We start from the raw sequence: 21,987 nt of genomic DNA, 5'->3' as shown, positions 1-21,987 counted from the left end.
GGACCGGCGCGAAGGGGCGCCTTTGTCTGCGCTCCATCATTCAAGGTATCGAGCCTTAACGCTATAGGGAGTGCTTTGGCATGGTTTCAAGACGGGAGTTTCTGGTGGCCTCTGCGGCGCTGGCGGGGATTGTCGGCACCGGCTTCTCCGGCCGGTGGAACCGGGCTGCGGCCCAACAGGCTCTGACCGAGGACGATCTGCTGGGAGTCAAGCCCCTGGGCAATGTGACCCTGCTGCATATGACCGACCTCCATGCCCAGTTGATGCCGGTCTTTTTCCGGGAGCCTTCGGTCAACCTGGGGGTGGGCGAGGTTGCGGGGTTGCCGCCCCATGTCACCGGCAAGGCCTTCCTCGATCTATATGGGATCCCGGGCGGGTCGCGGAACGCCTATGCGCTCAGTTCCGAGGATTTCTCCAGCCTGGGCAAGACCTATGGGCGCATAGGTGGCGTCGACCGCATCGCTGCCATCGTCAAGCGTGTGCGGGCAGAGCGACCGGATGCCACTCTGTTCCTGGATGGCGGCGACACCTGGCAAGGCAGTTACACGGCCCAGGCCACCCAGGCCGACGACATGGTGGAAGTCACGAACGCTCTGGGTATCGACGCCATGACCGCCCATTGGGAATTCACTTATGGCACAGACCGGGTGAAAGAGTTGGTGGACAAGCTGAATTTCCCCTTCCTTTGCGGCAATGTCTTTGACGCCGAATGGGACGAGCCAGCCTTCGAGTCAACGGCGATGTTCGAGCGGGGCGGGGCTAAAATCGCCGTGATCGGTCAGGCCTTCCCCTATACGCCCATCGCCAACCCCCGCTGGATGATGGCCAACTGGACTTTCGGCATCCGCGAGGAGCAGATGCAAGCCAACGTCGACGCTGCCCGGGCCGAGGGCGCGGATGTGGTCGTGGTGCTGTCCCACAACGGTTTCGACGTGGACCGCAAGATGGCCGGTCGGGTGACGGGTATCGATGTGTTGCTCACCGGCCATACCCACGATGCCTTGCCCGATGTGGTCAAGGTGGGGAACACCCTGTTGGTGGCCTCTGGTTCGAATGGAAAATTCGTCTCCCGCGTTGACCTGGACGTGGCGGACGGCAAGGTCCAGGACTTCAAGTTCACCCTGATCCCGGTCTTTTCCGACATCATCGCCCCCGACGCGGATATGGCCGCCCTGGTGACCAAGGTCCGCGCGCCCCATGCGGCAGAGCTCTCCCGGGAGTTGGCCCGGGCCGATACCTTGCTGTATCGCCGGGGCAATTTCAACGGCACCTTTGATGATCTGATCTGTGACGCCCTTTTGGCGGAGCGGGATGCGGAAATTGCCCTCTCGCCGGGGTTCCGCTGGGGCACCTCCATCCTGCCGGGCCAGCCGATCACCGTGGAGGATATCCATAACGCCACGGCCATGACCTACCCCGCCGCCTATCGCAACAAGATGACCGGCGAGACCCTGAAGGCGGTGTTGGAGGACGTGGCGGACAACCTGTTCAACCCCGACCCCTATTACCAACAGGGCGGCGACATGGTGCGGGTGGGCGGTTTCAAATACGCGATCAACCCCTGGGAGACCATGGGCAACCGGGTCTCGGACATGACCCTGACCAATGGCGAGGCCATCGACCCGGCCCGGGAATATGTCGTGGCGGGCTGGGCCTCGGTGAATGAGGGCACGGAAGGGCCGCCCATCTGGGATGTGGTCGAAAACCACCTGAAGAACAACCCGGTGGTCGGGCCCATGGGCGACACCACAGTGGCCATCAAAGGCCAGGGCTAGAGCCGCCTCGCGGTCAAAAGCCGGTGTTTAAGAAAGAGGACGACATGGCGAAGCAAGATACATTGCGGCCCGCGCGCGCGGCGGGCGTACCCGATCCCTCCCGCCGGGGCCTGTTGCGTGGCACCCTTGCCGCAGGCGGTGCGGCGGCGGTGGGTCTGTTGACGGGCCGGGCGAGGGCTGCTGCTCCGGCTGCGGGACCTGATCCGTTGATTACCGAGGTTCAGGACTGGAACCGTTATTTGGGCGATGGCGTGGATAGCGCGCCCTATGGACTTCCCTCGGAATTCGAGGCCGACGTGGTCCGACGCAACGTGGCTTGGTTGACCGCGGATACGACGTCCTCGATCAACTTCACGCCGCTCCACGCCCTGGACGGCATCATCACCCCCAACGGCGTCTGTTTCGAACGCCACCACGGGGGAGCCGCCGTGATCGATCCGGCGGAGCATCGCCTGATGATCCATGGGTTGGTGGACAAGCCCCTGGTCTTCACTATGGCCGATCTGATGCGCTTTCCCCGGGTGAACAAGGTGTTCTTTCTGGAATGCGCGGCCAATTCGGGGATGGAATGGCGCGGTTCGCAGCTCAACGGCTGCCAGTTCACCCATGGCATGATTCACAATGTCATGTACACGGGCGTCCCCCTGCGCCTGCTGTTGGAGGAAGCCGGGGTCAAGCCTTCGGGCAAGTGGATCCTGGCCGAGGGCGCCGACGCATCGGGCATGACCCGCTCCATCCCCATGGAGAAGGCGCTCGATGATTGTCTGGTGGCCTTCAAGATGAATGGCGAAGCCCTGCGCACCGAACAGGGGTATCCGGTTCGGCTGGTCGTTCCCGGTTGGGAAGGCAATATGTGGGTCAAGTGGTTGCGTCGGCTCGAGGTCGGCGACAAGCCCTGGCAGCAGCGGGAGGAGACCTCCAAGTACACGGACCTGCTGCCCAACGGCAAGGCGCGGCGCTTTACCTGGATGATGGATGTGAAGTCGGTCATCACCAGCCCCAGTCCCCAGGCGCCCCTGTCCCATGGCAAGGGCCGGACCATCGTCACCGGGTTGGCCTGGTCTGGGGCAGGCACCATCAAACGGGTGGATGTGACCCTTGATGGGGGCCGCAATTGGCATCGGGCGCGGATTGATGGCCCCAGCCTCGATAAATCCCTGCACCGCTTCTATTACGAATTCGACTGGGACGGGTCAGAGCTGCTGCTCCAGTCCCGGGCCATGGACGAAAAGGGCTACGTACAGCCCACCAAGACTGCCTTGCGGGCCAGCCGCGGAGAGAATTCGATCTACCACAACAATGGCATCCAGACCTGGCGGGTGCAGGCGGATGGAGTGACCGAAAATGTTGAAGTTTCCTAAGACCTTTCCCAAGGGACCGGCAACCGCCGTCGCCATCCTGATCGCCCTGTCCACACCGGCTCTGGCCGGGGAGGGGGCTGGAGAGGGCGGTATCGAACGGCCGGAAGGGGGCTATGGCCTGGGCCGTGCTGCTCTGCCCGAGGAAATCGCCGCCTGGGACATCGATATCCGCCCCGACGGCATGGGCCTGCCTGACGGCCGGGGCACGGTGGCCGAGGGCGAGGTGCTCTTCACCGACAACTGCGCCATGTGCCATGGCGATTTCGGCGAGGGCGTGGGCCGGTGGCCGGTTCTGGCCGGTGGGCAGGACACGCTGACCAACGAGCGGCCCGAGAAGACCATCGGCTCCTACTGGCCCTATTTGTCGACGGTTTACGACTATGTGCGCCGGGCCATGCCCTTCGGCAACGCCAAGTCCCTGACCAATGACAATGTCTATGCCATCACGGCCTATCTGCTCTATTTGAATGATATCGTCACGGACGAGGATTTCGAGCTGTCCAAGGCCAACTTTACGGACATTCACTTGCCCAACGAGGCCAATTTCATCGACGATGACCGATACGAGGAGCCCCATTGGAAAGCCGACGCGGAACCTTGCATGACCGATTGCAAGCCCGATCCGGTGACGGTGACCATGCGGGCGCGCATCCTGGACGTGACCCCTGATGGGGAGGGGGATGCCATCGAATAGGCGTTTGGGGACGAAACAGGGGGGCAAACCATGACCAAGATCACACGCCGGACCTTGGGTCGCTGGACCCTGGCGGCCCTGTCTGTGGGGGCGCTGCGGTCCCGGCTGGCCCGGGCGGCGGGCAAACCCCGGGTCGTCGTGTTGGGCGGTGGTGCGGGCGGAGCCTCCGCCGCCCGCCGTGTCGCGGAGCTGTCCCAAGGGGCGGTGGATGTCACCCTGATCGAGCGCTCCGCGCGCTATACCTCCTGCTTTTTCTCCAATCATTATCTTGGGGGGCTTCAATCCCTGGAGACCCTGGTGCATGACTACGACCAGCTTCACTCCCGCTTTGGCATCAAGACGGTGACAGCCTCCGCCACGGCCATCGACCGCGACGCCCGGATGGTGGTGCTGGAGGGGGGCGAGCGGGTGCCCTATGACCGGCTGATCCTCTCACCGGGGATCGATATGATGTATGACTCCCTTCCGGGTTATTCGGAGGAGGCGGCCCAGGTCGCTCCCCACGCCTGGAGGGGAGGCGAGCAACTCCGCTTGCTGAAGGCAAAGCTGGATGCGGTGGAAGACGGCCAGACGGTGATCATGGTCCCGCCGCCCAACCCCTACCGCTGTCCGCCAGCCCCCTATGAGCGGGCATCGATGATGGCCCATCTGTTCAAGGCCAAGGGGTTTTCGAACACGCGGATTATTATCCTCGATCCCAAACCGTCCTTCCCCAAGCAACGCCTGTTCGACGAGGGGTGGAGTACCCTCTACCCCGGCATGATCGAATGGTATGGGCCGGGAGTCCATGGCGGCGTGATCGGGGTGGATGTGGTCGCAGGCTCTGTTGAAACGGATTTCGATACCTTCGAGGGGGATTTGCTCACCCTGATCCCGGCCCAACGGGCGGGAGGCATCGCAAGAGACGCGGGGCTGGCCGATGGGACGGGCTTTTGCCCGATTGAGGCCGAGACGATGCGCTCCAGGGTGGACGCGGGGATTTACGTTCTGGGGGATTCCGCCATTGCCGGGGACATGCCCAAGGGTGCCTTTGCCGCCAACAGTCAAGCCCAGGTGGCGGCGCTGGCGGTACTCGCCGATCTGACGGAAAGGGCGCGGTCTCCCGCCAGCTACGCCAACACCTGCTGGAGCGTGATCGAGGAAAACGATGCGGTGAAGGAGGGGGGGCGGTACGCCCCGCTCGATGGGCGGATCACGGCCACCCACCATGTCCTCAGCCAACCCGGAGAAAGTCCGGACGTCCGCCGCGCCAACGCCGAGGAGGCTGCGGCTTGGTATGCCGCCATCGTCTCGGACATGTTCGGCTACGGGTGAGGCAAAACCGACGGGCATGTCCTTTGCGGTTTATCCCGAAGAGAAATGCAGGGAATGCGACCCGGAGGGGATCACACCCACGGTACACGACAGTGTCTTATGCTTTTTGGGCGATTGCCCAAGCCCATTTGGGGGCCAATGCCCCCAAACCCCCATTTTTTTTGCCCCATGACGGGAAAACATCCCCGGCGGATCACACTTTTGGTGTTATTTCATGAGAACTGACTTGGATGGATAGTCGGACGCCCACCCGGAGGGGAGAGGGGCGATGAACACATTCTCCGTGCGGGTGCGGGTGATCTTCCAGACCCCATTGGGTTCCAAGCGGAAGGCATTGTTCAGCCGGGAAGAGCGCAGCAGGGCCTTGCCGTCGGAGAATAGCCAGGGTTGCATATGCACCCACTGACCCTCGGCGGTCTGGCCATGGACCTGGATCTGTTCCGAGGTCAGGTAATGGCAATTCAGGAGCAAGGCGGGATCCTTCTTTTCTCCCCAGAAGGATTCGAAATGCTTGCGGATGGCGGCCGCTCCGACGGCCTTGCCGAATTGGCCCTCATAATATTCCCCAACGCCTTCCCAAACGGCGTCTTCCGTGTACAGCGCCATGATCCGGTCAATGCGTCCGGCATCGTCTTCGACGCCGTATTCCGGCAAAGGGGTGTCACAGAGGAACATATAGCGGGCCTGGAGACGGCGGATATCCGCTTCGGCTTCCAGGACCTCGATGCGTCGGACGAGGGCGGCGATATCGGTTGGTTGGGGGCTGTCGGTCACTGAGGACGTCTCCTCTCTAAGGGTTGTACCAAGCGGCGCGGGTTGAAACCCACGCTGCTTTTTTTGCGTTCAAACGCCAGGCGGGCTTTTACGCGCCATAAGGCGCGGCGGCCACTTGGCCGCTTCCTAGATCACGATGAAATCAGGTCTGTCCGACCTGATTTCATAAACGTGATCTAAATCATATAGTTAGAGCGGAATGAGACGGAAAACCGCATACACTTTTCCTCATTCCGCTCTAGGTGCGGTGAGGCAAACTCACCGCACCTGGGTATTACATGGTCGAAGGAATCAGCAGGGCGATTCCGGGAAGGGCGATGATCAGGCCGATGCGGACCAAATCCATCGCGACGAAGGGAATAAGGCCCGAGAAAATGGTGCGGAGGGACACATCCCCGGTAACGGCCCTGAGAACGAAGGCGTTCATGCCAACGGGCGGGGTGATGTAGCTGATCTCGGTGGCGACGACGACGAAAATGCCAAACCAGATCAGATCCAGGCCTGCTGCTTCCACCACCGGGTAAAAAATGGGGACGGTCAGAAGGATCATGGACAGGCTCTCCAACACGGCCCCAAGAACGATGTAGAGGGCCAACATCAGGAGGATGATGGTCAAAGGGCCGGTGCCGAAGGTCTCCAGCAGGGTCTGCAGATCTCGGGTCATGCCCGACAGGTTCACATAGTTGCTGAAGACCAGGGCGCCAAAGAGGATGAAAAACATCATCGCTGTGGTTTTGGCCGTGTCGAACAGGGTCCGAAGGGTCATCTCCCAGGTCAGCTTCCGGTGCAGAACGGTCAAAAGGAAGGCGCCCGCCGCGCCCATACCCGCGCTTTCCGTGGTGGTGAAGACACCCAGATAAATGCCGCCCATGACGAAGGCGAACAGCACCAGTGCTCCGATGACGCCGCGCAGGGCGAGGAGACGGTCGCGGAGGGGCAGGCGGTCCTCCTTGGGGATCTCGTTGCGCCCCATGCGGACCGAGAACACCACCGCCAGGACGTATCCCAGGACCCCAAGCAAGCCGGGCAGGATGCCCGCCAGGAATAGCTTGCCGATATCCTGTTGGGTCATGATGCCGTAGAAGACGAGCAGGACAGACGGTGGGATGAGGATCCCCAGGGTGCCCCCCGCCGCGATGGAGGCCGTCGCCAGGCCGTCCGGATAGCCGAAGCGCCGCATGGAGGGGAGGGCGATCTTGGACATGGTCGCCGCAGTGGCCAGGGAGCTGCCGCAGACCGAGGCGAACCCGCCGCAAGCCAGGACCGTGGCGATGGCCAACCCACCCCGCACATGGCGGAGCCAGGCGTGGGCGGCCTTGTAAAGGTCTTCTGCAATGCCGGACTGGACGACGAAATTGCCCATCATCAGGAACAGGGGAAGGACGGAGAGGGAATAATCCCGGCTGTTGTCGAAAAAAGTCTGGGCGAGCAGGGACAGGGCCGGTTCCGGTCCGATAATCGTCATGACCCCCACTGTTCCCACGAGGGTCAGGGCAAAGGTGATGGGAAGCCCAACGAGCATGAGGGCGATCAAAACGGCGATACCTAAGGGCCAGTCCATCGGAAACCTCTCCGGTTGGAATACATTTACGCCCCGCCGGACGAGGGAGGGCGGGGGAACAGATTGGCCAGAACCACCAGGGCGGACAGACCCGTGCAAAAGGCGGTTCCCAGGGCCAGGGGCCAGATGGGGATATGGAGGAACAAGGTCGCCTCTCCGTATCCGATCAGCTTCACTCCGTGGACAGCCAGGCGCCAGGCGATGACGCCCAGCACCAGGGCAGAGGTCAGGGTGACCAGAACCCGGCGGGCCGGTTGTATGGCCCGGGGCAGGCGATCCACGACCAGATCTGCCGTGACATGGCCATCGTCCAGGCAGACAGCAGGCAAGCCGATGAAGATCACCGCAGCGAGGAGCAGCTCCGTCAGCTCTCCTGCGCCGGAGAGCGGGGCGGAGAATAGGTACCGGCCCACCACGTCGGCCAGGGTCAAGGCCATCATGGCCAGGAGTAACAGGGCGCAGATCCCACCCAGGACATGACGGAAAAGTGCCGACGCCCGGGAGGGCGCCGACTGGTCGTGGGGGGCTTGGGGGTGCCCGGGCATCGGATTATTGCCCCGCTTCCACGGCCTTGACCTCGGCCCGGAGATCCGCCAGGGCGGCGGCACCATCAATGCCGGTGGCCGACACATTCGCCAAATGCTTTGTCACGACGGGCTCCAGCAGTTTGGTCAGGGAGCCGACCTCGGCCTCGGTGGCGGCGCGGACGGCGATCTTGCCCTCCATGTCGGCGCGCCCCTTGGCGTCCACGGCATCCCAGACCTTGCCCGCGCGGCGGGCCAGGGCCTCGCCGGAAATCGCGTCGATGGCCGCTTTGTCCGCGTCGGACAGGGCCTCCCACTTGGCCTTGTTCATGACCACGAAGAACGAGGTGTTATAGAGCCCGCCCGGTACGGTCACCCCCTGGTCGAGCAGGTCGATCAGCTTGAAATACGCGACGGATTCGAAGGGGAACAAGATGCCATCGACGATGCCGCCCTTGAGCAGCTCGTAGGCCTTGGAGGAGGGGCTCTGCACCGGCACGGCGCCAAGGGCGGTAGCCACGTCGGGGGCCACGGATCCACCGATGCGCAGTTTGGCGCCAGAGAGGTTCGACAGGTCGGACAGGTCCCGGCCCTTGGTGAACAATTCCCCCGGACCATGGACGAAGACACCCAGGACCTTGACCTCGTCATATTCACCGGCTTTGCGCAGGGTCTTATCGAACACCCGCCAATAGGCTACGGACACGGCCTCGGAGCTGTCTCCCAGGAACGGCAGTTCGGCCAAGCTAGGGGTCTTGAACCGGCCCGGGGTGTAGCCCTGGCAGCCATAGGTGATGTCGGCGACGCCATTGACAGCCAGATCGAAGTGGATCGGCGGTGGACCCAGTGGGCTGGGCAGGACATTGACGGAGACCCGGCCCTCGGTGACCTTGGCGATATCCTCCGCGTAGGGCACCAGAACGTCCTTGACGAGAGGATGGCTCGGGGGCAGCCAGTTGGCCATGGTGACAGTCTCGGCCTGGGCCGGAGCACCAAGGACCAGAGAGGAGGCTAAGGCCAGACTGGCCAAGGCGACGTGAGGCGAGATCTTCATGCTGCACTCCCATGCGTGAAAGGGTGGGGAAAGAGGGAGGGGGTGGGGGACCCCCCGGACGGGTTGGGCCGTCGGGTCGCTGGTTTGACGGGGTGACGGGATGGACCGACGAAAAGTCGTTGATTTTTCCAGGAAAAGGGACGACTACCGGAAAACGCGCGGGTGCTGGCGCTGGTCGTGGTGACCGGGGTTTCGAGCGGCGCGCATTCGGAACAAGCATGGCACGGACAGACGACATGAGCGGTGACGGGACCGCGGACCCCATCAGGCCTGGGGGCCCGCAGGATGCTGTGGACGTGGATCCCCCTTTTCGCATGGCCGACTGGCCCTTCTATTGGATCACCCGGGTGACGGGCCGGTACTTCCAGAACATCGAATTGGCGCTGAAGCCGATTGGCTTGGACGTTCCCCGCTGGCGGGTCCTGATGGCTCTGTACGAGCGGAAGACGGCGAGTGTCAGCGAGATTGCCGAGCATGCCATCGTCAAGCTTTCGACCATGACCAAGATCATTCAGCGCATGCAGGCCGACGGACTGGTCACCTGCCGTCCCAGCGAGACGGACGCCCGGGTCACCGAGGTGACCTTGACCGACCAGGGGCAAGACGCGCGGCGCCGGGCGTGGCGGGAGGTGAAGGTTATTTATTCCCGCGCGTTCACGGGGTTGAACCACCCCGATATCGCGGTCATCAACGGTTTGCTTGAAACCGTATTCCATAATCTCCATCCCTCCGGCCATTGGGATCAGGCTTCTCTCAAGACGCCGAAGACGGCGCGGCGGAAGAGCCGAGAGAGTGAAAGTCCCGATTGAAGTAGACGAGCCCCTCGGCCTCCTGCGCCAAACGGGTGCCGATCACGGCGCCAAAGAGGACGCTATGGGTGCCCGCCTCGGTCACCTGATCCAGGCGGCAGTCCAGGGCCACGGTTGCGGCTTCGAGCACGGGGGCGCCACTCGACAGGGCTGACCAGCCTTCGGCGGCGAAGCGCTCTTCCGGCGGCAGTTTTCCGGCAAAGGCCATGGCCAGATCCCGGTGATCGGGGGCCAGGACATTGACGCAGAACACGCCATTGTCCTTGAAGATCTGGTGGGCGCCCGACGCCCGGTTGACACAAACCAGAACCGTGGGCGGCGAGTCCGTGACGCTGCAGACGGCCGATGCGGTGATGCCATGGCGGCCTGCCGAGCCATCGGTGGTTACGAGGGTGACCGCGGCGCCCAATCGGCTCATGGCGGTGCGGAACTCTTCCTGGCTAACGGTCATCGCAGTCTTCTTTCTTCTGGGGGATACGGAGGGTGCGTTGGCGGTGGTCAGCGCATGAACAGGCCACCGTTGATGTCCCAGGTGGCGCCGGTGACGAAGCCGGCGTCCGGTCCGGCCAGTTGGGCGACCATGTGGGCGACGAAGGTCGGATCACCCAGGCTACCTGCTGGAATGTTCTGGATCAGGCCGGGAAGCTTGTCCTCGGGGACGGTGCGGCGGACCGAGGGCAGGTCCAGGGGACCCGGTGCAATGGCATTGACCGTGACCCCATGGGACGCCAAATCCCGGGCAAAGACCTTGGTCAGGGTGATGATTCCTCCCTTTGAAATGGCGTAGTGGGCGCCCGTGGCGGTACCGCCGTTCTGCCCCGCGAGGGAGGCCATGTTGACGATTCGCCCATATCCCTTGTCCCGGAATGAGCGACCGAACACCTGACATCCAAGGAAGGTGCCGCGCAGATTTACGGCCATGACCGCGTCAAATTCCTCGGGTGGAATATCCAGCACGGGGCGGGCCACGGTCATGGCGGCGTTGTTGACCAGGACTTGAGCCCCGCCCCACAGGTCGGTCATGAGGACGAGGGCCTGCTCGAATGAGGCCTGTTCGCGCGCATCGAACGCCAAGCCATGGGCCGTTTTCCCGGTGGGATCCAGGTCGGCGGCCACGGCCTGTGCGGCGGTCAGGTCCAGGTCGCCGATGGCGACCCGGAACCCGGCGGCATGGAGCGCCCGGGACACGGCCTCTCCCAGGCCATGGCCGCCGCCGGTCACTAGCGCGGAATGGGGCTGGGAAGGCGGCGAGGCGAGGGGCGAGGGATGGGACATGGCTTTTCTCCTGTTCCGGTCTGGGGACTTAATCGGGAATCACCAGTTCGCGACCCAGGCGGGCCTCGACGCGGCAGTACTTCCACAGACGGTAGTCCCCCACGGGCGTGGTGCGGAACAGGTTGCAGGCAGCAACAGCCGTGTCCCGGTCGGGGATGTCAGCCATGATGTAGCAGGTCCAGGGCCAGCCGTTGGGCGAGGTTCCCACCATGGTCTCGTCATCGTCCAGGGTGCCCAGGATCGTCACACCGGGCAGTTTGGCGATGCCGCTCATCATGGCACTGAAGGCCTGCCAGACGGTGCCGATCTCGGCGGCGGGCAGGTCGAAGAAATTCTGCTGCACGGCGATGCAGAAAAGGGCGCGGATCTTCTTGGGGGAGTCGGTGCTCATGGAATTATGGTCCTTTCGGTGTCTTGGAAACGGGAGCGTGGCGGGATCAGGGATAACCGGGCTGGGAGGGGAGGTTCAGAAGGACCTGTCCCGCGCTCTGCCAGGTTCCCTCGCCCAGGAAGGCGTGTTGGGCGACCACCGTGGCGTCATTCAGCAGGCGCAGCAGGGGGTGGCCCACCATGATGCTGGGGGTGCCCGCCAGGGCGAAGGCGGATCGGGTGACTTCGGCCCCCACATGGGCAGCGTTGGTGGCAGCCAGGCGCAGGGCACCGGTCTGTTGCCGGGTCAGCTCATCGCCCCGGGTCAGGACCTCCCAGGCTTCATCCGTGGCCTCGTAGAAGAAGGCTCGGGCGGAGCGCAGATTGGCCTCGGCTTTTGCCAGACCCGACTGGACGTAGGCCCGGTCGGCAAGGCCCGGAGCACCGGTGATCCCGGGACGGGGACCGGCTAGCTCGGCGAAGGTTTCCAGGGCAGAGCGGGCGACACCCAGGCCGACGACGGCCAGAACCTGGGAGGCGAGGGCCAGGGCGGGATAGCGATAGATCGGCTGGTCCAGATTGGGCTTGCCACCCCGGATGAAAGTCCAGTCTTCGGGGACCACCACGTTCTCGACGACCAGATCATGGCTACCCGTGGCGACCATGCCCATGACGTTCCAATTCGGTTCGATGCGGACCTTGTCAGCGGGCATGACGGCCATCCGGGGGAGGCCACCTGTGTCACCGCCGGGGACGACGATGCCCACGCCGATGAGCGAGGCCCCCATGCAGCCACTGCCGTACTTCCAGCGACCATTGACCAGATAGCCACCCTCCACGGGTTTGGCCACCTGGGCCGGGAAGAGGCCCCCGGCGAAGACGGTGTCGGGCGAGGCCCCGTAGATCTCGCGGAAGGTGGGGACGGGCAGGGCGGCGAGGTAGGCGGCAGAGACGCCGAAACTGGCCACCCAACCGGTGGATCCGTCGGCAATGGAAATGTCTTCGATCAGGCGGCAAAAGTCCGAAGGAGAGAGCGCGTCGCCTCCCAGTTCGGTGGGGACGAAAGCGCGATAGACGCCGAGGGCCTGCAGTTTCTCGATGATGTCCTGGGACACATGTTGCTGGGCCTCAAACTCGCCACGGCGGGCGCGGATTTCCGAGAGGACGGAGGTTTTGTCGATGGAGCCCGAAGGGGCGGAGTCGATAGAGCCCGAAGGGGCGGACGCGAGAGGGACGGCCTGGGCACTCATGGTGTTCTCCTCACCTGGTGTCGTTCCGTGCGGAAGGGTGCGCCCACCCGCTCAGGGGATCGGGCGTCGCGCTTCCGTTGGGAAAGCGGGGCGCGGAAAGAGTGGGCGGACAGTGGGGGCGATTCCATCATGGGAACCGGCTCCCGTTAGGGCTGCCTGTGCACTCTTCCCTCCGTTGAAAAAGGGATGCGAACCCGATGGACCCCGGTGGGTCCTTTCTCGGCGGGATCGAGATCCTGCCTTGAAAATGGGCGCGCTCGACATCGTGCTCATCTCGTAAGCAAGCCAACCTTGAGGGAGAAAACGTGAAAAGTGAAGTATTTTTTTTGACGTGAATCAACGAAACTATTCGCAAGTGCGAGAGCATTCCGTTGAAATTTCCGGTATTAAATTGAAATGGTTTTAGAAATTTAATGTTGCAGCGCGGGGAGTTGGCCAAAAAAAAGCGGAGAGGCAATGGGATTTCAGCAGGGAAAATGGCGGCTCGGAAAAGCCGCCATTTAAAAAAATCACCTAGATTCGGGAAAAACCCGGGAATCGAGTCGTCCGAGCCCTGCCCCATGGAAGGGACCTCTCAGCCGGAGGCCCCGGGCAGCCAGAGGGCCAGATCGGGGAACAGCCAAAGCAGGGCCACGGCCAACAGCTGCAAGCCCACGAAGGGGATGACGCCCTTGTAGACTTGGCTGGTGCGCGTCCCTGGCGGGGCGGTCCATTTGACATAGAAAAGCGCCATGCCCACAGGCGGAGTCAGGAAGGAGGTTTGCAGCACCATCGCCAGGAGAATCGCCACCCAAAGGGGGTCGAACCCCATGGCCGTGACCACGGGGACGGTCAGGGGGGCGACGATCAGCACGATTTCCATCCAATCGAGGAAGAAGCCCAGCAGGAAGACGATGAACAGCAGCAGGCCGAGCACCCCCTCGGGAGGCAGGGGCAGGCTCGTGAATGCGGCCTCGATCACCTCGTCTCCGCCGTATCCGCGCAGGACCACGGAGAAACAGGTGGCGCCAAAAATCAGGCCATAAAGGAAGGCGCTGGTGTTGGCCGTGGCGAAGCAGACGTCTTTGACGGTCTTCCAGCTCAGCTTGCGATCCACTGCCGCCAGAAGGGATGCGCCGAGGGCGCCGATGCCCGATGCCTCCGTCGGCGAGGCGATGCCTGCGAAGATGGACCCCAGAACCGCGATCATCAGCAACAGGGGCAGGACCAGGGCGCGCCCCACTTGAAGAAGAACCTCGGCGGTGCTGGCGCCCTCTTCCGGGCGCGGGGGCTTGGGGGCCAGATCCGGTCTGACAATGGCCAGAACAACAACGAAAAGCACATAGAGACCGGAGAGCATCAGGCCCGGGAGGACCGCCGCCATGAACAGGTCGCCCACGGAGAGGCGTAACTGGTCTCCCATGACGATCAGCATGATCGACGGAGGAATAAGGATTCCCAGGCAACCGGAAGAGGCCACCAAACCCAGGGAGAGGGAGAGGTTCGTTCCGCTCCGGGAGAGGGCGGGTAGGGCAACGGTGGCCAGCAGGATAACCGAGGCGCCGATGATTCCGGTGGAAGCCGCCAGGATCACGCCGATCAGGACCACGGCCAGCGCCATGCCTCCAGGCACCCGTCTCAGGGCCAGCGATAGGGCATCAAGCAACCGGTCGGCGATGCCAGACCGGTCGAGCATGTAGCCCATGAAGACGAACATGGCCATGGGGACCAGGCTGTAGTTCGATACGGTGGAAAAGATCCGGTCCGTTGCAAAACCCAGGAAGTTGGTGCCCACCGGCAGGCTGTCGATTCCCATCAGGGGCAGAGCGTCGCCCAAGAGGGCGAAGAGCACCCCCACGCCGCCCAAGACAAAGGCGACGGGATAGCCCGTGAATAACAGGGCCATGAAGCTGACGAACATCAGCGCGACGAAAAGGATCTCGGTGCTCATGCCTGGTCCTCCCCGACAGCGCCGGTGGGCGGCGGGGTGATGCCCCGCAGGATCAGCAGGTTGCGGCCAATGGCCGATAGGCCTTGAAGGCCGAGCAGCGCGAAGCCAAACACCAGGACCCCCTTGATGACGTAACGGGCGGGCAGGCCGCCGGGCATGGGGCTCCGTTCGTTCAGCGAGAGGGAATAGGTGAAGTTGTCCCAGGCGAAGACACCAATGGCCAAGACAAAGGGCAGCAGGAGGAACAGTCCCCCCAGAACCTCGACCCAGGCCTTGGTCCGGATGCGGAAGTGGGCATGGAAAATGTCGACCCGCACATGGGAATCACCCAAATAAGCGAAGGCGAGACAACAGAGAACAAGAACGCAATTGATGTGCCACTGAAGTTCCTCCAACTCGATCAAGCCGAGATTGAAGCCGTAGCGCAGGGCCACGTTTACGACGATGACACCGACCAGAACGGGCAGGAGCAAGGCAGCCCCTTTGCCAATGGTGGTGGTGGTCCGGTCAATGGACCGGACCAAACACGCAAGAAAGGAGTCGATCATTTCTCTCCGCAGATCGACCCGCCAGGGCCGATCTGGTCCCTGGTACAAGTGAGAAGGATTATTGGATGCGCTGGTCAGCCCAGGCGGCATTGGCTGCCCGATAGGCTGACAGGGATTCCCAGGCCTTGGCGAATTCGGGGGTCTTTGCGGCCTGTTCGGCCATGACGTCCTCGGTGGTGGCCTTGAAGGCAGCCAGGAGTTCCGGCGAGAAAGAGCGGATCTCCACGCCCGCAGCCTTGAACTGCTCGATGGCTTGGGCGTTCTCGGCGAAGGTGGAGGTCACGCCCCAGACCATGGTCTCGCGGCAGGTGGTCTCGATCAGGGTTTTCTGGGCCTCTGTCAGGGAGTTCCACTTCTTCATGTTGATGATCAGTTCGTTGATCGCAGCGGGCTGGTGCCAGCCGGGGAGGTAGTAGTATTTGGCCACTTTGTCGAAGCCCACGGACTTGTCGATGGCTGGCATGGAGAACTCCGTGCCGTCGATCACGCCCCGTTCCAGGCTGGGGTAGATGTCGCTGCCCGCAAGCAGCACGACCGAAGCGCCGAGCTTCTGCATCACCTCCCCGGCCAATCCGGCAAAGCGAATTTTCATACCCTCCAGGTCTTTGACGCTGTCGATGGGCTTGTTGTACCAACCGCCGGCCTCGGGTTCCATCAGGCCACAGGGAACGGTCATCACGCCTTGTTTGGCATAGGTCTCGCGCCAGATGTCGAGACCGCCCCCGTTATAGATCCAGCCAAGGTATTCCACCGCGTCCGGACCGAAGGGAACACCACCAAAAAGTTGAACCGCAGGGAACTTGCCCGCCACGTAGAGGGGGCTGGTGTATCCGGCGTCCAGGGAGCCGCTGCGGACGGCATCGAAGATTTCCAGGGAGGGAACCAGCTTGCCCGCAGAATAGAGCTTCACTTTGATCGAGCCATCGGAGGCCGCGTTCAGGGTGTCGGAGAAATGTTGGGCGTCCCGGCCGCTGGCGGGCAGGGTCAAGGGCCAGGCGCTTTGAACGCTCAGGGATACGGAGTCGGAGGCCCGAGCTGCGGATAGGGTCAGGCCGCCCAGGGTGGCGGCGGTCAGGGCGATGGTGGCGAGGCGTTTGAAGGCGAAGGATCCCATGGGTGTCTCCAGTACGTAAGGGGGGCGTGGTTCCGGTGGTGGTTGGTTTGACCGATGGCCCATCTGTGCAGGCCTTTTCTTCAAATCCTGTGAGCAATTCCCCTTTGAAATGCTCAATGACTGGTCAAATCGTTCCATCAATCACTTGAATTGTCAATTTTGTGGGCACTGCGGTAAATCAACAAAATTACTGAGGAAAAGGCGATTTCAAGCCATGCGGAAGCACCCCCTTCAGCGTCCGCGAAGGGGGCGAAAATAACCTAGAGAGAAACTGGGACGGCTTGCGTCAAGCTGGCCCAGTTTCTCTCTGATTCTTAAAATTTAGAGTGTCTTTGAGACCAAGTTAGGCCACGGAATGGTCCAATTTGATCTCGGAACACTCTGGCAAAAGGGACCGAATCCGCTAGATGTCGAGGACCAGACGAGGGGATTTCGCCCGGGAGCAACAGGTGATGATTTGGTCGTTGTCCTCCCGCTCCTCGTCTGTCAGGAACTTGTCCTTATGGTCCGGTTCACCCTCCAACAAGTCGCAAAGGCAGGTTCCGCAAACGCCCTGTTGGCAGGATTTGGGGATCTTAATTCCCGCCTTGCCCAGGGCGTCCAGGATGGTTTCATCCGGACCTACGGTGACGGTCACGCCGCTTTGGGCTGCCACGACCTCGAAGGCGGTACCATGGGTGTCGATCTGGGCGTTGAAGTACTCGAAGTGGATCCGGTCCTTGTCGAGTCCTGCTGACTTGGCCCGGTCGATTACCCAATCCATGAAGCCGCCAGGGCCACAGACATACAGGTGGGCGTCGGGTCCCGCAGCCTTTAGGACGCCATCCGGATCAAAGCGTTGATCCGGAGCCCCATCGTCACAATGCAGGTGGGTTTCGTTGGGAAAGGTGGCGGCCAATTCGTCGAGGAAGGCCGCGCTTTCCCGCGTGCGGACGCAATAGTGCACCTCGAAGGCCTGTCCCGCTGCCTTCAGGGCATGGGCCATGGCGAGCATGGGCGTGATGCCGATACCCCCTCCAACCAGAACGCTGTGTTTGGCGGAGTTGTCCAGCGGGAAGTGGTTGCGCGGCGCCGAGATTTGGGTCTCAAGTCCCTCTGTGAAGGTGGCGTGGACCGCCTGGGATCCTCCCCGAGAGGCGGGGTCATTCAGGATCCCCAGGCGGTAGGACCCGGTTTCGCCGGGGATACCGCAGAGGGAATAGGGACGGATCAGATCCCCGGCGATGGTCAAGTCCAAATGGGCTCCCGCTGCCCAGTCGGGCAGGGGGGCGCCGTCGCGGCGGGCCAGTTCGAGGACGGCGATGGTGCCCCCGGCCCGGTCGTCGCGTCGGCGAACCACGACGTCGATGGTTTCTCCCCCCTCCATCAGAGGATGTATCCGATGCTGGAGAGGTGGTGGTCTGCGTTGAGCAAGCGCACGACCTTCTCGACCATGCGGAAGCCGTCTCCTTCGCGGCGCAGTTTATAGGTCACGTCGGACGGATAGGTGCGCAGATTGCCGTGGCGGTTCTCGCTGAGCAATTGGGCGCAGCGCACGGTGACCACGTCATCCGCGTCGTCCAGGATCCGGAAGCGGCTAGGGGAGCGCACGGTCTTGGGCGTGGTCTGGGTCGAGACGGCCTCGCCACTGATCAGACGGTTCACGCGCAGGCGGCGCATGGTCGCATTGTCATAGGCGAAGTTCAGGCTGTTGGCGTAATCCTCGGTCTCGGTGTCGATGGGGACGACATAACTGCCGTCCTCGTCCCAGAGGTTCAACCAAGCTTCGTATTCCTGGAAGTCCAGCATGTCCGCCTCGGTGTTGATGAAGGCGGTGACGGCGTTCAGAGTGGCGTTCATCTGTTTCGGCTCCTTAGGCGGTCATCATGGCGAGGTATTTGCGGTAGGCGGCACGCATGCCCGTTTCCGAGCAGACGGCTCCGGCCACATTGCCGTCGGCGCTGGTTTTCAGTTTGCTTTGTCCGCGGTTGACCAGGATCCACTCGTCGGGACCGGCGTAGGAGCCTTTCTGGACCCGTTCCCAGGCCTCCGCGTCATCGGGCGTGCCGAAACCCATGGGGCCCTGGAAGTGTTCGTGCAGACGCATGCGCAACTGGTTGAAGGAGGCCGGAGCGCCATCACCGCCGATTGCGACATGGTGGATTTCCGTTTCCTCCACCGAGATGGGACGCAGGACACGGAAGAAGGCCATGGAGCAGGCAACATTGGGGAACAGGTTGAGGTTGAAACCCGACCCACCGACGGCCCGCACGAGGCGTTTGATCTCGGCTTCGTCCTTGCCTTCCTTGGCCAGTTCGGCGGCGAAGTCCTTGAACCGGTCGGGGATGGGGGCATCCAGGTTGTCCTCCAGGTCGACCAACTCGGGGATCATGACCATGACGCTATGGCCATTGCCCAGGTCCTCGACGAAGCCGTCACCGTCGAGGAAGTCGAAAACCTGACTGGTCTGGGCGTCCAGGGAACTGACGAAGGACTTGTGAACCACCGGGAAATGGTAGGCATCGGTGGTGTTCTCCAGCTGGATCTTCCAGTTGCCGGGGAAGCGGAAGCGGTGGTCGCCCAGCACCTTGATGGGGTAGCCGCCCCCCTGCTTCATGAACAGGTCCATCCACTTCTTCGCGCCGCCCAGGAAGTCGCTCAGGGGGATCATGTCCTCCTTCAGGGTGGCGAAGATCATGCCGTTGTAGGTTTCGTGGCGCACGCGGACCAAGGGGAAATCCTTCTTGTCCATGACCCCGTCGTATTCATCGGCCTTGGGAATGGCGCGCAGTTCCCCGTCAAGCGCATAACCCCAGCCGTGGTAGGGACAGACAAAGCTGCGGGTCTTGCCGCGTTTGCCCTCGCAGACCGTGGCGGCCCGGTGGCGGCAGCGGTTCAGCAAGACATGGATCTCGCCCTTGCGGTCCCGGCTGACGATCACCGGTTGCTTGCCGATATGGGCGGTTTTGTAGCTTCCGGTATCCGGAACTTCGCTTTCATGGCCAACCCAGACCCAGGTGTTGTTGAAAACCTTGTCCAGTTCGGCTTGGAAAATTGTCGGATCTGAATAGAGGCTGGAGTGGACCCGGTCCTCTTGGACAAGGCCGGTAATATCCACATCAGGGACGTTGCGACGGCAAGTATGGTTCTCGGTCATGGTGCGTCTCTCGGTTTCGGGATGACGAAAAAATGGTGATTACAGGCCCAGGGTTGTTGCCAACCGCTGTCCCAGGGCGCAAAGGGCGGCTTCACCCCCTTTGCGACCGATGAGTTGCAGACTGACGGGTTGGCCGTCTGCGGGCGACAGGGGTAAGACCAGGGCCGGGTGGCCGGACAAGTTGAACGGACGGATCAGAAGGGAGGCCCGAAGGTCGGTCTTGCCCGCGCGCGCCTGGGCGAGGGTCATGGGAAAACTGGGCAGGGTTGGCAGAGCGAGCGCGTCGACCCCGGCCAAGGCGGCATCGACTTCCGCAGTGAAACGGGCCCGGATTCCCTCGGCTTTGGCGACGGCCTCTGGCGTGGTCGCTGCGGCTTTCTTCAGGCGGGCCTCCACGTCGGGGCCCAGCAGACCAGAGTCGGCGATGTCACCGAAGGCGCGCCAGTTCTCAGCATTGATGATGGTCAGGCCCGCAGCGAAGGCCTCTTCAAGGGAAGGCAGCGAAACGGCCCCCGTCTCCGCGCCGGCAGTTTCGAGGGCCCGGCCAACGGCTGCGAGAATGACTGGGTTCGCCTCCACCTTCGGTAGCCCCAGGCGGATTGTGCTGTTGGTCGGATCCTCCGGCAGGAAGGTGGGGTCCATCATGGCCATGGCGGTGATCAGGCCCTCCATGGTGGCGGCCATGGGGCCAACGCAGTCCAGGGAACTCTCCGTCGGCGCCACACCTTTGCGGCTGATCCGTCCATAGGTGGGTTTCAGGCCGAAGAGGCCACAGTGGGCCGCAGGCATGCGGACAGACCCCCCCGTGTCGGTGCCAAGGCCGAACTCCACCAAACCGGCGGCCACGGCCGCAGCCGATCCGCTTGAAGAACCGCCGGGGACCAGGTCCGGAAAGGCAGGATTGGGTGGCGTGCCCGCCCAGTCGTTGATCCCGGTCATGCCGTAGGCCAGCTCGTGCAGGGTCGTCTTGCCGAGGATCCGTCCCCCCGCCGTCAGAATGGATTGAACCACTGTGGCGTGCTCCTCGGCTGCCGGGGTTTCGGCAAAGGCGCGACATCCGCTCTGGGTGGGAAGACCTGCGATATCAATCGTATCCTTTACCGCCCAGGTTCGCCCCGCTTCGGGGCCCAGGTCCGCAGCGCGGACGAAGCACGCGTTGAAAATCTCCTGATCCAAAGGCCTTTTCCCGTCTATTGCGTTCGCCGCCGGGTCGTCAAAGGGGAGCGAACTGGTCATGAAGGGTGGGAAGCTGAAGGCGTCCCGACGTTTGATTTCGATCAAATTGTTCCCCAAAATCACTTGAAAAGTCAACTAAAAGGCAAAAATAAATTTACACGCAAATAGAATGATTTAGCTTATTATCCTCATAAAAAATGGGGGCATCTTTTGGTCAAAGAAACCCGGCTCAAGATTGGGCAGAACAGGCAGGCATTGGCCTGCGGCAAGGGGAGTCGCGGGCGGAGACCGAGGTGTTTTTTGCCGGTTTTTTTTATAAATCACTGAAATTCTGAAAAAATTCAGGATGTGAAAGTGATTCCGATCATCAGGGAATTCCTCTAGATCAAATGCTAGAGCATCGAGCGGAAAACCGGTTTCCACTTTTCCGCTCGATGCTCTAGGGTCCTCCGGCTTCTCTTGCAGAGCGGTGCGGGTCGTGCTCCAAGCGGACTCTGGAGGATTCGGTTTGGTCCAGATTCGGCCAGGAAGGAGAGAGGGACGGATGGCGACGGGAAAGCGGGTGACGAGCAAATACTATCCCGGCGGCGAGGACTTCGAAGTGACGGAGTTCCCTTTCTATTGGATCACCCGGCTGCATGCGAAGTATGGGCTGGAGTTGGAAAAGAAGCTGAAGGTCGTCGGCCTTGATGTGTCTCGTTGGCGGGTGGCCATGCTTCTGCGCGCTTATGGGGAGATGAGCATCTCGCGCATCGCGGAAGAGGCCCACGGCAAACTGCCTACCATCACCAAGATTGTTTATCGGATGCAGGATGAGGGCCTTGTTCTGGTGCGCCAGTCCGAATCCGATGGGCGTATCAGCGTGGTGAGTTTGACCGCTCGGGGAGCGGAGGTCGTGGACCAAGTGAATGGGTCGACCAAGGACCTGTTCAAGCGGTTGTTCAAGGGCGTGAGCGAAGCCCAGATTCGGCGATTGAATGAAACCCTAGCCCTGCTGCTTGGAAATCTATCCGATTAAGGCGGGATACCTGCAGGTTGAATCGAAGGCAATGAGACCCGCACCCCAGCAGGGGAACCACCCTTTCTAGCCAGAGGGTTGACCTGATTCCCTGTCGCAAACAAATTTCAGAAAATTTATCTTTTCCGATTGACGGGGTGGGTTTGGGCCTATAGAACCCGCTCTCCCGACGGAGCGGTGGTTTTGTTGGGGCCGGGTTTTCTCCCTGGCTGGTTTTGTTTAATTCCTTGAATTGGCATTATTTTCGGATGTGCCACCGCTTCCTTCGGGGACCGGAAGAGGGGTTGGGCGGGACAGAAAAAAGG

21 protein-coding genes are annotated in these 21,987 nt (G+C 62.2%); 6 read left to right on the top strand and 15 right to left on the bottom strand.

Annotation, left to right across the window (positions count from 1 at the left end; translation table 11 throughout):
• Positions 1-80: 80 nt before the first annotated feature.
• Genes soxB through ACLIRY_RS23325 form a run of 4 tightly spaced genes read left to right on the top strand, consistent with a single transcriptional unit; the run spans position 81 to position 5,144 of the window.
• Entirely contained in the window at positions 81-1,775 is a 1,695-nt protein-coding gene (gene soxB, locus ACLIRY_RS23340) for a thiosulfohydrolase SoxB (RefSeq protein ID WP_413207833.1), read from the top strand.
• Between the two features lie 44 nt (positions 1,776-1,819).
• Complete coding sequence (gene soxC, locus ACLIRY_RS23335) at positions 1,820-3,136, top strand: sulfite dehydrogenase (RefSeq protein ID WP_413207832.1); 1,317 nt, start codon at positions 1,820-1,822, stop codon at positions 3,134-3,136.
• Positions 3,120-3,830, top strand: a complete 711-nt coding sequence (locus ACLIRY_RS23330) for a c-type cytochrome (protein WP_413207831.1) — start codon at positions 3,120-3,122, stop codon at positions 3,828-3,830. The genes soxC and ACLIRY_RS23330 overlap by 17 nt, the downstream gene beginning before the upstream one ends.
• A 30-nt stretch (positions 3,831-3,860) precedes the next feature.
• Positions 3,861-5,144 carry an FCSD flavin-binding domain-containing protein gene (locus ACLIRY_RS23325; protein ID WP_413207830.1) on the top strand — a complete coding sequence of 428 codons (1,284 nt, stop codon included), beginning with the start codon at positions 3,861-3,863 and terminating at the stop codon, positions 5,142-5,144.
• Positions 5,145-5,351: 207 nt separating this feature from the next.
• Here ACLIRY_RS23325 and ACLIRY_RS23320 read toward each other — a convergent pair whose 3' ends face one another.
• The 4 genes from ACLIRY_RS23320 to ACLIRY_RS23305 form a co-directional block, all read right to left on the bottom strand.
• The gene (locus ACLIRY_RS23320; RefSeq protein ID WP_413207829.1) at positions 5,352-5,918 is read right to left on the bottom strand and encodes a nuclear transport factor 2 family protein; all 567 of its coding nucleotides are present in this window, start codon (positions 5,916-5,918) and stop codon (positions 5,352-5,354) included.
• A gap of 274 nt (positions 5,919-6,192) precedes the next feature.
• Positions 6,193-7,479, bottom strand: a complete 1,287-nt coding sequence (locus tag ACLIRY_RS23315; protein ID WP_413207828.1) for a TRAP transporter large permease — start codon at positions 7,477-7,479, stop codon at positions 6,193-6,195.
• A gap of 26 nt (positions 7,480-7,505) precedes the next feature.
• Positions 7,506-8,024 (bottom strand): TRAP transporter small permease, encoded by a 519-nt coding sequence (locus ACLIRY_RS23310; RefSeq protein ID WP_413207827.1) that lies wholly within the window; start codon positions 8,022-8,024, stop codon positions 7,506-7,508.
• 4 nt (positions 8,025-8,028) lie between these two features.
• Positions 8,029-9,057, bottom strand: coding sequence for a TRAP transporter substrate-binding protein (locus ACLIRY_RS23305; RefSeq protein WP_413207826.1), 1,029 nt, complete (start codon positions 9,055-9,057; stop codon positions 8,029-8,031).
• A 218-nt stretch (positions 9,058-9,275) separates the two neighbouring features.
• On the opposite strand from ACLIRY_RS23305, the gene ACLIRY_RS23300 reads away from it, so the two are divergent.
• Positions 9,276-9,866, top strand: coding sequence for a MarR family winged helix-turn-helix transcriptional regulator (locus ACLIRY_RS23300; protein WP_413207825.1), 591 nt, complete (start codon positions 9,276-9,278; stop codon positions 9,864-9,866).
• Here the strand turns inward: ACLIRY_RS23300 and ACLIRY_RS23295 are convergent.
• The 11 genes from ACLIRY_RS23295 to ACLIRY_RS23245 form a co-directional block, all read right to left on the bottom strand.
• Positions 9,811-10,317, bottom strand: coding sequence for a flavin reductase (locus ACLIRY_RS23295; protein ID WP_413207824.1), 507 nt, complete (start codon positions 10,315-10,317; stop codon positions 9,811-9,813). The genes ACLIRY_RS23300 and ACLIRY_RS23295 overlap by 56 nt on opposite strands.
• Positions 10,318-10,364: 47 nt before the next feature.
• Positions 10,365-11,141, bottom strand: a complete 777-nt coding sequence (locus tag ACLIRY_RS23290; protein WP_413207823.1) for an SDR family NAD(P)-dependent oxidoreductase — start codon at positions 11,139-11,141, stop codon at positions 10,365-10,367.
• A 28-nt stretch (positions 11,142-11,169) separates the two neighbouring features.
• A complete protein-coding gene (locus tag ACLIRY_RS23285) occupies positions 11,170-11,532 on the bottom strand; it encodes a hypothetical protein (protein ID WP_413207822.1) in 363 nt (120 codons plus the stop codon).
• A gap of 46 nt (positions 11,533-11,578) precedes the next feature.
• The gene (locus ACLIRY_RS23280; RefSeq protein WP_413207821.1) at positions 11,579-12,760 is read right to left on the bottom strand and encodes an acyl-CoA dehydrogenase family protein; all 1,182 of its coding nucleotides are present in this window, start codon (positions 12,758-12,760) and stop codon (positions 11,579-11,581) included.
• Between the two features lie 574 nt (positions 12,761-13,334).
• Positions 13,335-14,690, bottom strand: a complete 1,356-nt coding sequence (locus ACLIRY_RS23275; RefSeq protein WP_413207820.1) for a TRAP transporter large permease — start codon at positions 14,688-14,690, stop codon at positions 13,335-13,337.
• Positions 14,687-15,238 carry a TRAP transporter small permease subunit gene (locus tag ACLIRY_RS23270; RefSeq protein ID WP_413207819.1) on the bottom strand — a complete coding sequence of 184 codons (552 nt, stop codon included), beginning with the start codon at positions 15,236-15,238 and terminating at the stop codon, positions 14,687-14,689. The genes ACLIRY_RS23275 and ACLIRY_RS23270 overlap by 4 nt, the downstream gene beginning before the upstream one ends.
• 58 nt (positions 15,239-15,296) lie before the next feature.
• On the bottom strand, positions 15,297-16,352 hold the full coding sequence (locus ACLIRY_RS23265) for a TRAP transporter substrate-binding protein (RefSeq protein ID WP_413207818.1): 1,056 nt from the start codon (positions 16,350-16,352) through the stop codon (positions 15,297-15,299).
• 403 nt (positions 16,353-16,755) lie between these two features.
• On the bottom strand, positions 16,756-17,718 hold the full coding sequence (locus ACLIRY_RS23260) for a PDR/VanB family oxidoreductase (RefSeq protein WP_413207817.1): 963 nt from the start codon (positions 17,716-17,718) through the stop codon (positions 16,756-16,758).
• Positions 17,718-18,191 carry an aromatic-ring-hydroxylating dioxygenase subunit beta gene (locus ACLIRY_RS23255; RefSeq protein ID WP_413207816.1) on the bottom strand — a complete coding sequence of 158 codons (474 nt, stop codon included), beginning with the start codon at positions 18,189-18,191 and terminating at the stop codon, positions 17,718-17,720. Before ACLIRY_RS23255 ends, ACLIRY_RS23260 begins: the two co-directional genes overlap by 1 nt.
• 13 nt (positions 18,192-18,204) lie before the next feature.
• A complete protein-coding gene (locus tag ACLIRY_RS23250) occupies positions 18,205-19,488 on the bottom strand; it encodes an aromatic ring-hydroxylating oxygenase subunit alpha (protein ID WP_413207815.1) in 1,284 nt (427 codons plus the stop codon).
• 39 nt (positions 19,489-19,527) lie between these two features.
• Positions 19,528-20,724, bottom strand: a complete 1,197-nt coding sequence (locus ACLIRY_RS23245; RefSeq protein WP_413207814.1) for an amidase — start codon at positions 20,722-20,724, stop codon at positions 19,528-19,530.
• Between the two features lie 484 nt (positions 20,725-21,208).
• On the opposite strand from ACLIRY_RS23245, the gene ACLIRY_RS23240 reads away from it, so the two are divergent.
• Complete coding sequence (locus ACLIRY_RS23240) at positions 21,209-21,682, top strand: MarR family winged helix-turn-helix transcriptional regulator (protein WP_413207813.1); 474 nt, start codon at positions 21,209-21,211, stop codon at positions 21,680-21,682.
• Positions 21,683-21,987 lie beyond the last annotated feature (305 nt).

Origin of the sequence: Rhodospirillum sp. A1_3_36, assembly GCF_047263945.1 — a bacterium.
In the GTDB taxonomy this organism is placed as follows: Bacteria; Pseudomonadota; Alphaproteobacteria; order Rhodospirillales; family Rhodospirillaceae; genus Rhodospirillum.
The sequence above is the reverse complement of the archived record's forward strand: the minus strand, read 5'-3'. Positions and strand labels throughout refer to the sequence as shown.

What these genes read in the sequence shown, in the direction of transcription:
- soxB (WP_413207833.1), top strand. Translation starts at nt 81, where the DNA reads ATGGTTTCAAGACGGGAGTTTCTGGTGGCCTCTGCGGCGCTGGCGGGG.
- soxC (WP_413207832.1), top strand. Translation starts at nt 1,820, where the DNA reads ATGGCGAAGCAAGATACATTGCGGCCCGCGCGCGCGGCGGGCGTACCC.
- ACLIRY_RS23330 (WP_413207831.1), top strand. Translation starts at nt 3,120, where the DNA reads ATGTTGAAGTTTCCTAAGACCTTTCCCAAGGGACCGGCAACCGCCGTC.
- ACLIRY_RS23325 (WP_413207830.1), top strand. Translation starts at nt 3,861, where the DNA reads ATGACCAAGATCACACGCCGGACCTTGGGTCGCTGGACCCTGGCGGCC.
- ACLIRY_RS23315 (WP_413207828.1), bottom strand. Translation starts at nt 7,479, where the DNA reads ATGGACTGGCCCTTAGGTATCGCCGTTTTGATCGCCCTCATGCTCGTT.
- ACLIRY_RS23310 (WP_413207827.1), bottom strand. Translation starts at nt 8,024, where the DNA reads ATGCCCGGGCACCCCCAAGCCCCCCACGACCAGTCGGCGCCCTCCCGG.
- ACLIRY_RS23305 (WP_413207826.1), bottom strand. Translation starts at nt 9,057, where the DNA reads ATGAAGATCTCGCCTCACGTCGCCTTGGCCAGTCTGGCCTTAGCCTCC.
- ACLIRY_RS23300 (WP_413207825.1), top strand. Translation starts at nt 9,276, where the DNA reads ATGGCACGGACAGACGACATGAGCGGTGACGGGACCGCGGACCCCATC.
- ACLIRY_RS23295 (WP_413207824.1), bottom strand. Translation starts at nt 10,317, where the DNA reads ATGACCGTTAGCCAGGAAGAGTTCCGCACCGCCATGAGCCGATTGGGC.
- ACLIRY_RS23290 (WP_413207823.1), bottom strand. Translation starts at nt 11,141, where the DNA reads ATGTCCCATCCCTCGCCCCTCGCCTCGCCGCCTTCCCAGCCCCATTCC.
- ACLIRY_RS23285 (WP_413207822.1), bottom strand. Translation starts at nt 11,532, where the DNA reads ATGAGCACCGACTCCCCCAAGAAGATCCGCGCCCTTTTCTGCATCGCC.
- ACLIRY_RS23280 (WP_413207821.1), bottom strand. Translation starts at nt 12,760, where the DNA reads ATGAGTGCCCAGGCCGTCCCTCTCGCGTCCGCCCCTTCGGGCTCTATC.
- ACLIRY_RS23275 (WP_413207820.1), bottom strand. Translation starts at nt 14,690, where the DNA reads ATGAGCACCGAGATCCTTTTCGTCGCGCTGATGTTCGTCAGCTTCATG.
- ACLIRY_RS23270 (WP_413207819.1), bottom strand. Translation starts at nt 15,238, where the DNA reads ATGATCGACTCCTTTCTTGCGTGTTTGGTCCGGTCCATTGACCGGACC.
- ACLIRY_RS23265 (WP_413207818.1), bottom strand. Translation starts at nt 16,352, where the DNA reads ATGGGATCCTTCGCCTTCAAACGCCTCGCCACCATCGCCCTGACCGCC.
- ACLIRY_RS23260 (WP_413207817.1), bottom strand. Translation starts at nt 17,718, where the DNA reads ATGGAGGGGGGAGAAACCATCGACGTCGTGGTTCGCCGACGCGACGAC.
- ACLIRY_RS23255 (WP_413207816.1), bottom strand. Translation starts at nt 18,191, where the DNA reads ATGAACGCCACTCTGAACGCCGTCACCGCCTTCATCAACACCGAGGCG.
- ACLIRY_RS23250 (WP_413207815.1), bottom strand. Translation starts at nt 19,488, where the DNA reads ATGACCGAGAACCATACTTGCCGTCGCAACGTCCCTGATGTGGATATT.
- ACLIRY_RS23245 (WP_413207814.1), bottom strand. Translation starts at nt 20,724, where the DNA reads ATGACCAGTTCGCTCCCCTTTGACGACCCGGCGGCGAACGCAATAGAC.
- ACLIRY_RS23240 (WP_413207813.1), top strand. Translation starts at nt 21,209, where the DNA reads ATGGCGACGGGAAAGCGGGTGACGAGCAAATACTATCCCGGCGGCGAG.